General features: G+C 68.1%; 8 protein-coding genes and 1 riboswitch. Of the genes, 3 read left to right on the top strand and 5 right to left on the bottom strand.

All coding sequences use genetic code 11. The features are described from left to right. Window positions 1-670: 670 nt before the first annotated feature. Window positions 671-1,879, bottom strand: coding sequence for a beta-ketoacyl-ACP synthase I (fabB, locus tag ACO6VK_RS02495; RefSeq protein WP_422505309.1), 1,209 nt, complete (start codon window positions 1,877-1,879; stop codon window positions 671-673). Further along, window positions 1,879-2,394, bottom strand: a complete 516-nt coding sequence (fabA, locus tag ACO6VK_RS02490) for a 3-hydroxyacyl-[acyl-carrier-protein] dehydratase FabA (RefSeq protein ID WP_411849764.1) — start codon at window positions 2,392-2,394, stop codon at window positions 1,879-1,881. The genes fabB and fabA overlap by 1 nt, the downstream gene beginning before the upstream one ends. Window positions 2,395-2,621: 227 nt before the next feature. On the opposite strand from fabA, the gene dinB reads away from it, so the two are divergent. Then, window positions 2,622-3,704, top strand: coding sequence for a DNA polymerase IV (gene dinB, locus ACO6VK_RS02485; RefSeq protein ID WP_422505307.1), 1,083 nt, complete (start codon window positions 2,622-2,624; stop codon window positions 3,702-3,704). 7 nt (window positions 3,705-3,711) lie between these two features. Here the strand turns inward: dinB and ACO6VK_RS02480 are convergent, their stop codons facing one another. Further along, window positions 3,712-4,626, bottom strand: coding sequence for an MBL fold metallo-hydrolase (locus tag ACO6VK_RS02480; RefSeq protein ID WP_422505306.1), 915 nt, complete (start codon window positions 4,624-4,626; stop codon window positions 3,712-3,714). A gap of 75 nt (window positions 4,627-4,701) precedes the next feature. Beyond that, window positions 4,702-5,340, bottom strand: coding sequence for an NAD(P)-dependent oxidoreductase (locus ACO6VK_RS02475; protein WP_422505304.1), 639 nt, complete (start codon window positions 5,338-5,340; stop codon window positions 4,702-4,704). Between the two features lie 97 nt (window positions 5,341-5,437). Here ACO6VK_RS02475 and ACO6VK_RS02470 point away from each other — a divergent pair, with 97 nt between their 5' ends. Beyond that, on the top strand, window positions 5,438-6,340 hold the full coding sequence (locus ACO6VK_RS02470; protein ID WP_422505302.1) for a LysR family transcriptional regulator: 903 nt from the start codon (window positions 5,438-5,440) through the stop codon (window positions 6,338-6,340). Between the two features lie 53 nt (window positions 6,341-6,393). Next, window positions 6,394-7,044: a phosphoglycolate phosphatase gene (gene gph, locus ACO6VK_RS02465; RefSeq protein WP_422505301.1), complete on the top strand. Its 651-nt coding sequence runs from the start codon at window positions 6,394-6,396 to the stop codon at window positions 7,042-7,044. 78 nt (window positions 7,045-7,122) lie between these two features. Here the strand turns inward: gph and btuB are convergent, their stop codons facing one another. Then, window positions 7,123-8,964, bottom strand: a complete 1,842-nt coding sequence (btuB, locus tag ACO6VK_RS02460) for a TonB-dependent vitamin B12 receptor (protein ID WP_422505300.1) — start codon at window positions 8,962-8,964, stop codon at window positions 7,123-7,125. Between the two features lie 62 nt (window positions 8,965-9,026). Then, a riboswitch (cobalamin riboswitch) is annotated at window positions 9,027-9,254 on the bottom strand. Window positions 9,255-9,389 lie beyond the last annotated feature (135 nt).

Here is a 9,389-nt window from a genome sequence, read left to right as displayed (position 1 = left end):
AGCCGACCAACGGTCGGCTCTACCGGTGCAATGCCACGCGTCGTTCGGGTAGAGCCGACTTCTAGTCGGCTGCTCTCCGCTCCGCCACCGACCAACCCACGCGCGCTGCGCGCAGCCGACCAACGGTCGGCTCTACAGGTGCACCGCCACGCATCGCTCTGGTAGAGCCGACTTCTAGTCGGCTGCTCTCCGTTCCGCCACCGACCAACCCCCGCGCGTTGCGCGCGCAGCCGACCAACGGTCGGCTCTACCGGTGCACCGCCACGCGTCGCTCTGGTAGAGCCGACTTCTAGTCGGCTGCTCCCCGTGCGGCCACCGACCAACCCGCGCGCGTTGCGCGCAGCCGACCAACGGTCGGCTCTACCGGTGCAATGCCACACATCGCTCTGGTAGAGCCGACTGTCAGTCGGCTGCTCTCCGCTCCGCCACCGACCACCCCCCGCGCGCTGCGCGCGCAGCCGACCAACGGTCGGCTCTACCGGTGCACCGCTGACCACCGCCACGCGTCGCTGTTTGTAGAGCCGACTGCTAGTCGGCTGCTCTCCGTTCCGCCACCGACCAGCCCGCAGCCGACCAACGGTCGGCTCCACCGGTTTACGCGGCGGCATGCCGCAGCCAAAAAAAAGCCCGGCGCTTGGCCGGGCTTTTCTTCGCGCGGGGTCCGCTCGGCTTACACCCGGCCGAACACCAGCGCGGCGTTGGTGCCGCCGAAGCCGAAGCTGTTGGACATCACCGTGTTCAACTGCGCGTCGTGGCTTTCGCGCACGATCGGGAAGCCTTCCACCAGCGGGTCCAGCTCGCCGATGTTGGCCGAGCCGGCGATGAAGCCGTCGCGCATCATCAGCAGGCAGTAGATCGCTTCGTGCACGCTGGCGGCGCCCAGCGAATGGCCCGACAGCGCCTTGGTCGACGACAGCGGCGGCACGTTCTCGCCGAACACTTCGCGCACCGCCTTCAGCTCGGTGACATCGCCCAGCGGGGTCGAGGTGCCGTGCGTGTTGAGGTAGTCGATCGGGGCGGACAGATTGGCCATCGCCATGTTCATGCAGCGCACCGCGCCTTCGCCCGACGGTGCAACCATGTCGGCGCCATCGGAGGTAACGCCATAGCCCACCAGCTCGGCGTAGATGCGTGCCCCACGCGCAACGGCGTGGTCGTAATCCTCCAGCACCAGCATGCCGCCGCCACCGGCGATGACGAAGCCGTCGCGGTCCTTGTCGTACGGACGCGAGGCTCTGGCCGGGGTTTCGTTGAAGCGGGTGGACAGCGCGCCCATCGCATCGAACATCACGCTCATCGACCAATGCAGGTCTTCGCCGCCACCGGCGAACATCACGTCCTGCGCGCCGTGCCGGATCAGGTCCGCGGCGGCGCCGATGCAGTGCGCCGAGGTGGCGCAGGCGGCCGACAGCGAATAGCTCAGGCCCTTGATCTGGAACGCGGTGGACAGGCATGCCGACACCGTGGAGCACATCGTGCGCGGCACCATGTACGGGCCGACCTTGCGCACGCCACGCGCGCGCAGGATGTCGGCCGATTCGACCTGCCACTGGCTGGAGCCGCCGCCGGAACCGGCGATCAGGCCGGTGCGCGGGTTGGCGACCTGGTCGGCCTCCAGGCCGGCATCGGCGATCGCATCGCGCATGGCGATGTACGCATACGCCGACGCATCGCTCATGAAACGCTTCAGCTTGCGGTCGATCTGCGCATCCAGATCCAGCTCGATGTTGCCGCCCACGTGGCTGCGCAGGCCGGCGTCGGCGTGGTCGGGCAGGGTGCGGATGCCGGCGCGGCCTTCACGCAGCGCGGTGGACACGGTGTCCAGATCGTTGCCCAGGCACGAAGTGATGCCCATTCCGGTAATGACGACGCGACGCATCAGAAGTTCTCAGTGGAAGTGAACAGACCCACACGCAGGTCCTTGGCGGTATAGATTTCGCGGCCGTCCACCAGCATGCGGGCGTCGGCCTGGGCCATCACCAGCTTGCGGTTGATGACGCGGGTGATGTCGATTTCGTAGCTGACCAGCTTGGCCTCGGGCAGCACCTGGCCGGTGAACTTCACCTCGCCGCAGCCCAGTGCGCGGCCGCGGCCGGGGGCGCCCAGCCAGGTCAGGTAGAAGCCGGTGAGCTGCCACATCGCATCCAGGCCCAGGCAACCGGGCATGACCGGGTCGCCGATGAAGTGGCACCCGAAGAACCACAGGTCAGGGCGGATATCCAGTTCCGCGCGTACCAGTCCCTTGCCGTGTGGGCCGCCGTCCTCGCGGATATCGGTGATGCGATCGAACATCAGCATCGGATCGTTGGGCAGGCGACCGCTGCCCGGGCCGAACAATTCGCCGCGGGCGCTGGCCAGCAGCTGTTCGCGCGAGAACGCGTTGAGACGAGTCATGAAAAGCGCAATCCTGAAGTTGTCATCGGGTACATCCGAGCGCCGCTCGGCTGCTCTTGATAAAAGACAAGTGCTCAAGAGTGCAGAGGAAAATCGTTTCAATCAAACGTTTTAACCGTACGCCAGCGTAGTGTTTTCAGGTTCAAAAACGCATGTTGTTGTTATGAAAAGACCATACCCAAGCGTGTGGCTGTAATCTTGTTCATCTGACCCGAGTCCGTCACGCCGTGCCCGCCCTCCGCAAGATCATCCACGTCGACATGGACGCGTTCTACGCGTCGGTGGAGCAGCGCGACGACCCCTCGTTGCGTGGCCGGCCGGTGGTGGTGGCGTGGAAGGGCGCGCGGTCGGTGGTGTGCGCGGCGTCGTACGAGGCGCGGGTGTTCGGCATCCGCTCGGCGATGCCGGCGCTGCGTGCCGAACGGCTGTGTCCGGACGCGGTGTTCGTGCCGCCCGATTTCGCCCGTTACAAGGCGGTGTCGCGCGTGGTGCGCGAGATTTTCCTGCGGCATACCGATCTGGTCGAACCGTTGTCGCTGGACGAGGCGTACCTGGATGTGACCGTGCACAAGGGCGGCATGACGGTGGCGACCGAGATCGCGGCGATCATCCGCGCGCAGATCCGTGAGGAAACGCAGCTGACCGCCTCGGCCGGGATCGCGCCGAACAAATTCCTGGCCAAAATCGCCTCGGACTGGCGCAAGCCGGATGGCCAGTTCGTGGTGCCGCCGCATCGGGTGGAACAGTTCCTCACCCCGTTGCCGGTCAAGCGGGTGCCGGGGGTGGGCAAGGTGATGGAAGGCAAGCTGACCGAACTGGGCATCGTCACCGTGGGCGATCTGCGTGCGTTGCCGCTGGAGGTGCTGGAAACGCGTTTCGGCAGCTTCGGCGCAAGCCTGTATCGGCGCGCGCGTGGCATCGACGAGCGCCCGGTGGAACCGGACCAGCCGGTGCAGTCGATTTCTTCGGAGGACACCTTCGCCGAGGACCTGCCGCTGGATGCGCTCGACCCGGCCATCATCGCGCTGGCCGGAAAGACGTGGCAGGCAACGCGCAGAACCGAGCGGGTCGGGCACACGGTGGTGCTGAAGCTGAAGACCGCGCAGTTCCGCATCATCACCCGCAGCTTCACCCCGGAGTCGCCGCCGGAGTCGATGGAAGAACTGCGCGATATCGCACTGGCGCTGCGCGCGCGCGTCGACCTGCCGGCCGACACGCGCTATCGCCTGGTCGGCGTCGGGCTGGGCGGCTTCCGCGAGCGCGAACCGGTGCGCCAGCCCGGCCTGTTCGATCACTTCGACGAGGCGTGACGGCCGCTTACGGCCAGCGCATCTCGCCCTTGGCGACCTTGGCGCTCAATGCCAGCGAATCCACGCCCTGCAGGTGCGGGTAGCGCGTTTTCATCGCCGCAATCAGGGCATCGGCATCTGCACTACGCGCGGCTTCCGCATCGAAGGCACGGATGTAGGCGGCGGTGAAATCGAGCGCGCCGGCATCCAGCGCCGCGCCCGTGGCGTAGTGCCCGGGAATGACGCGCACCGGCTTCAGCGCCTTGATCTGCGCCAGGGTCGTCAACCAGTCCGCGTGCGACTGCGCACTCTGCGTATCGGCCATCCACACGTGCTCGCCACTGACCACGGGAATGCCGCCCAGGACGGTGCGCAGCGCCGGCACCCACACCACAGTGCGATCCGGGGTGGGGCCGTCCAGACCGATGATGCGCAGCGTCTGTCCTTCCAGCGTGAGGCTGTCGCCGTCGAGCACCTGCGGGATAACGATGCGTGCCGGCTTGTCCGCGCCCATCTTCGGCCCCCAGTACGCCAGCTTGCCGGCCTGCGTAGCCTGGATATGCGCGACGGTCTGCGCGGTGGCGACGATGCGGGCGTCGGGGTAGGCGTCCTGCACGGTGGCCAGGCCGAAGTAGTAGTCGGGGTCGCCGTGGCTGATGTAGATGGTGGTCAGGTGCTTGCCGCTGTCGCGGATGCGCTGCACCAGCTGGGCCGCATCCGAGGCCGCGAACTGGGCATCGACGAGGATTGCGTCGTGCTGGCCGGTGACCAGGGTGGAGGACACCGAAAACAGTGCCTTCTCCCCAGGGTGATACGGCTGCACCTGCACCGGGGCGCGCTGCGCGGTGGCAGGGGCGGCGTGGCTGATGGCGGGTGCCGCCACGCCGAGCGCGGTGCCAACGGCCAGCGCCAGCAGCAGTGGGGTGCGCGAAAAGATAGGCATTTGAATGGGTCCTGTGCGACAGGGCCCCGGCGGCATGCCGGGGCCTGGTGGAGCCGGGCGGGGCCCGGCCGTTGGTCAGTACGCGACGGTGGCGATCTGGCGCAGGTACTGCGGCGTCTCGATCTCGCTCACGAACGCATCGGCGTAGTCGGCGTAGCTGATCCGGCTGTGGCCATCGGCGCCCACCAGGAACTGCCGGGCCTGCGTCCGGAACCCGCCCTTCTGCGGCCCCGGGCCGATTTCAGCCGCCGGGGAGTAGAACGTCCAGTCCAGATCGTCCACCTTCTGCAGCAGGTTGAATGCCTGGCGGGCGGCCAGTGCCACCGGCTTGTACGCGTCGGGGAAGCCATCGGTATCCACCAGCTGCACGCCCGGGGCCACCTCCAGCGTGCCGGCGCCGCCCACCATCAGGAAACGCGGTACGCCAGCCTGGCGCGCGGCCTTTACCAGCTCGGCGGTAACGGTGGTGACGGTGGCCGGGTCGTCGCCCGGGCGGGGGCCGAAGGCGCTGGCCAGCACGTCGTGGCCGGCGATCACCGCAGCCAGGGCGTCGGTGTCGTCCAGCGCGGCGACGGCCAGCGTGGCGCCGTCCAGTTCGGCAGGCAGCGCGGTGTCGCGGCGCACGATGGCCGTGACCTGGTGGCCGCGGGCGAGGGCCTGGCGGGTGATTTCACGGCCGATGTTGCCGGTGGCACCGACGAGGGCGATCTTCATGGGGCGGGTTCCGTTGAGGGAGAAAGGCCAGCTTATGCGCCTGAAATCGTCCGAAAAACCGCGTATAACGGCCTAATTTGTTGCGTGGAACGATCAAATGGACCGCATGACCGCCATGAATGTCTTCGTCGAGGTAGTCGAGCGCGGGAGCCTGACTGCGGCCGCCGAGGCGCTGGAGATGTCGCGGGCGATGGTGACCCGCTACCTGGCCGAGGTGGAGCGCTGGCTGGGCGCCCGCCTGCTGCACCGGACCACGCGTCGGATCAGCCTGACCGGGCCGGGCGAAGCCGCATTGCTGCGCTTCCGGCAGATGCTGGCGATCGGCGATGAACTGCACGGCGAACTGGCCAACGACAATCCCGAACCGCACGGACTGATCCGGGTGACCGCCAGCGTGTCGTTCGGGCAGATCCACCTGGCGGCGGCAGTAGCCGACTTCGTGAAGCGGCATCCGCTGACGCGGGTCGAACTGCTGCTGGTGGACCGGGTGGTGAACCTGGTCGAGGAGCGCGTGGATATCGCCGTACGCATCTCGCGCGCGATCGATCCGGCGCTGATCGCGCGGCGGCTGGCACCGTGCCGCTCGGTGCTGTGCGCGGCACCGTCGTACCTGGCCGAACGCGGCGCGCCGACGTCCGCCGACGAGCTGGCCACGCACAACTGCCTCACCCACCACTACGTCGGCAAGAGCGTGTGGCACCTGCAGCGCGACGGCCGTGCGATTGCCGTGGCGGTGGGCGGCAATATCAGCGCCAACGAGGCCTCGCTGCTGCTGGAGGCGGTGCGGGCCGGTGCCGGCATCGCCATGCTGCCCACCTATCAGATCGGCCCGCTGCTGCGCAGCGGCGAGCTGGTCGAAGTGCTGCCGGACTACGAGGTGGAAGGCCTGGGCATCCACGCGGTGTACGCGTCGCGGCGGCAGCTGCCGACGATCATGCGCAGCTTCCTGGACTTCCTGGTGGAACGCTTCTCCAGCCCGGCGTTTCTGTCGCGGATCTGAGCACAGGGCGCCGCGTACAATGGCCTTCCCACGTCGTTGAAGTGAGCTGCGCCTTGTCGTATCCGTATCCGTTGGTGGTGTTCGATCTGGATGGCACGCTGGTCGACAGCGCGGCCGATATCGCCGAAGCGCTGAACCGCACGCTGGAAGACTGGCAATTGCCGCGGGTGCCCGAGGCCACGGTGCTGACCTGGATCGGTGATGGCGTGCGCCGGCTGGTGGAGCAGGCCTTCACTGCGGCCGGCAGCGATGCCGATCTGGACGCGGTCATGCCCGGCTTCATGCGCCACTACGAGGCCTGCCTGCTGCGCAGCCCGCGTCTGTTCGACGGTGTTGAAGCGGCGCTGCATGCGCTGCGCGACCGCAACGTGACGCTGGCGATCTGCACCAACAAGCCGTCGGCGCTGGTGGCCCCGCTGCTGCAGCATTTTGGCCTGCAGAACCTGTTCGCGCTGGTGCTGGGCGGCGATTCATTGCCTGAGCGCAAGCCCAGCGGCGTGCCGCTGCGGCACATTGCCGACGCGTTCAAGGTTGCGCCGGCGGCGGCGTTGATGGTGGGCGACTCGATCACCGACTACCGTGCCGCCGTGGATGCGGGCATGCCGGTGGCGCTGGTGCGCTATGGCTATCCGCGCGGGCTGGACCTGGACACGGTCGAGGCGGTGGCGGTGGTGGATGACCTGCGGGCGTTGCCCGGGTTGTAACGCGACCGGAGGCACGTGCCGACCAACGGTCGGCACCCACCGCAGGTGGAACGGCGGCGATGCCGCCGTCCCGGTCCCTCATTTCGGCTGGTAACGCACGCTCAGGCGGTACTCGCGGCCGGGCTGGTTGTACCAGGCCACCGTTTCGTAGTCGCGGTCGAACAGGTTGCTGACCCGGCCGAGCACCGACCAGTCACGGCTGATCGCATATTCCATGCGCAGGTCGACGGTGCCATAGCCGCCCAGGCGCACAGTGTTGGCGGCATTGTCATAGCGTTTGCCGGCACCGTTGGCGGTCACGCCCGCGCGGAAGTCGCCGAAGCGGCGGTCGATGTCCAGGCGTGCGGTGTTCTGCGCGCGGCGCGCCAGCCAGTTGTCGAACTGCGCGCTGCCGTCGGTGCGGTTGCGCGGGTCGGTGTGGCTGAGCTGGGCGCTGACATCGACGCCGGCCACGGTGATCGCACCGGTCAGCTCGGCACCGCGGATGCGCGCCTTCTCCACCTGCGACATCATGAAGGTGGTGGCGTCATAGGTGATCAGGTCGTCGATGCGGGTCTCATACACATCCAGGCCCCAGCGCCAGCCGTCGCCCTGCTGGGCAATGCCCACGTTGGCGCTCTTGGACGTTTCCGGGTCCAGCGTCGGCACGCCGCTCCACGGGTCGTACAGGTCGCTGAAGGTCGGCGCCTTGAACGCGGTGCCGTAGCTGGCGTTGAGGCGGACGCCGCCGCCCAGCTCCATGCCCCAGCCGAGGCTGCCGGTGGTGTGGTTGCCGAACTGCTCGTTGTCGTCGTTGCGCACGCTGGCCTGCAGGTGGTGCGCGCCGAAGCGGCCCTGGTACTGCACGAACACGCCGGTGTTGTCGCGGCTGTCGACAAGGTAGCCGGCGCTGCTGCCGTCCAGGTTGTCCTGGCTCCAGTCCACGCCGGCACTGAGCAGCTGGCCCTCGGCGACGCCGATGTCGGCCTGCACCGACGCGCTGTCACGGTGGGTCTGCGCCGCGCCCAGCCAGGTGCTGCCGTTGTAGTTCTGCGACTCGTTGTCGGCACGGCCGGCATTGACGGTCAGGGTGACGCGCTCGCTCGGGGTGTAGCGCACCTTGCCGCCCAGCACCTGCTGCAGCGTTTCCGAATAGTTGTAGTAGCCGTCGTAGTGGTTCTCGCCTTCGGCACGCAGCGCAGTGCCTTCCACCTGCCAGGCATCGCTCAGGGCGTAGCCGCCACGCAGGCTCATCGACAGGTTGCGGTAGCCGTCGCGGTCGGGCTCGTCGGCGCCGCAGCCGGCGAAGGTGATCGGGTTGCCGCGGCAGGCATTGATGCCGTCGGTGTGCTGGTAGGCGATATCGGTGCCGAACCAGCCACGCTCGCCGCTGCCGCCAAAGCCGCCGCTGGCCTCGCGCAGGCCGTTGCTGCCGCCGCCCAGCTGCAGGTGCGGAGCGAACTGGCCGGCGTTGCGGCGGGTGAAGATCTGGATCACGCCACCGATCGCATCGGCACCGTACAGGCTGGACTGCGGGCCGCGCACGATTTCCACGCGCTCGATCTGCGCCAGCGGCAGGTCCTGCAGCATGGCCAGGCCGAGATCGCCGGTGTTGATGCGCACGCCGTCCACCAGCACCAGGGTGTGGGCCGAGTTGGTGCCGCGCAGGAACAGCGAGCTCTGCTTGCCCAGCCCACCGCTGTTGTTGAGGTTGATGCCGGCACGGCCGCGCAGCAGGTCCTGCAGCGACGGCGCCTGGCTGCGCTCGATCTCCGCGCGGTCGATCACCTGCGCAGGCGAGATGCTGTCCTGCAGGGCGATCGGCGTGCGCGTGGCAGTGACCAGGACCTGGTCGAGTGCGGTCGCGTCGTCCTGGGCGGCCGCCATCAGCGGCAATGCCGACAGCACGGCCAGGGAAAGGATTCGGGTTTGCAGCTTCATCGTGGACTCCGGGTGCCGCGCACGCCCGCGCGGCAAAGGGTGGGGAAGGTCGCGACGCGTCGCGATCCGTCGTCTCCCAGGCCGGTCTCCGGACTTGCGGGTGGATGGCAGCGCCATCCCACCAGGCGCCTTCCCATGCCGAAGCACAGTGGCGTACTGCCTGGTGTCTCCACGCTTACCGTTGCGGGGGCAGTGCCGGAGTGGCGGACAGGCTGTGCCTGACGCGTCACCGGCTTCCCGTTTCAACCTGCCGGCATGCGCCGCAGGTCACCTGAAAGTGGGCGAAGTCTAAGGCATCCGCCCGGGGCGATGGGACGCAGCGGTTAGAATGCGCCTCGTCTTTTCGATGTGATCCCCATGACCCCACTGTGGTTGCAGCACCCGTGCGAGGACGCCCGTGAACTCCACCGGCCCACCGCAACGCG

This window comes from Stenotrophomonas sp. GZD-301 (assembly GCF_049310345.1).
Lineage (GTDB): Bacteria > Pseudomonadota > Gammaproteobacteria > Xanthomonadales > Xanthomonadaceae > Stenotrophomonas.
This window is presented reverse-complemented; position numbering and strand designations above follow the sequence as displayed.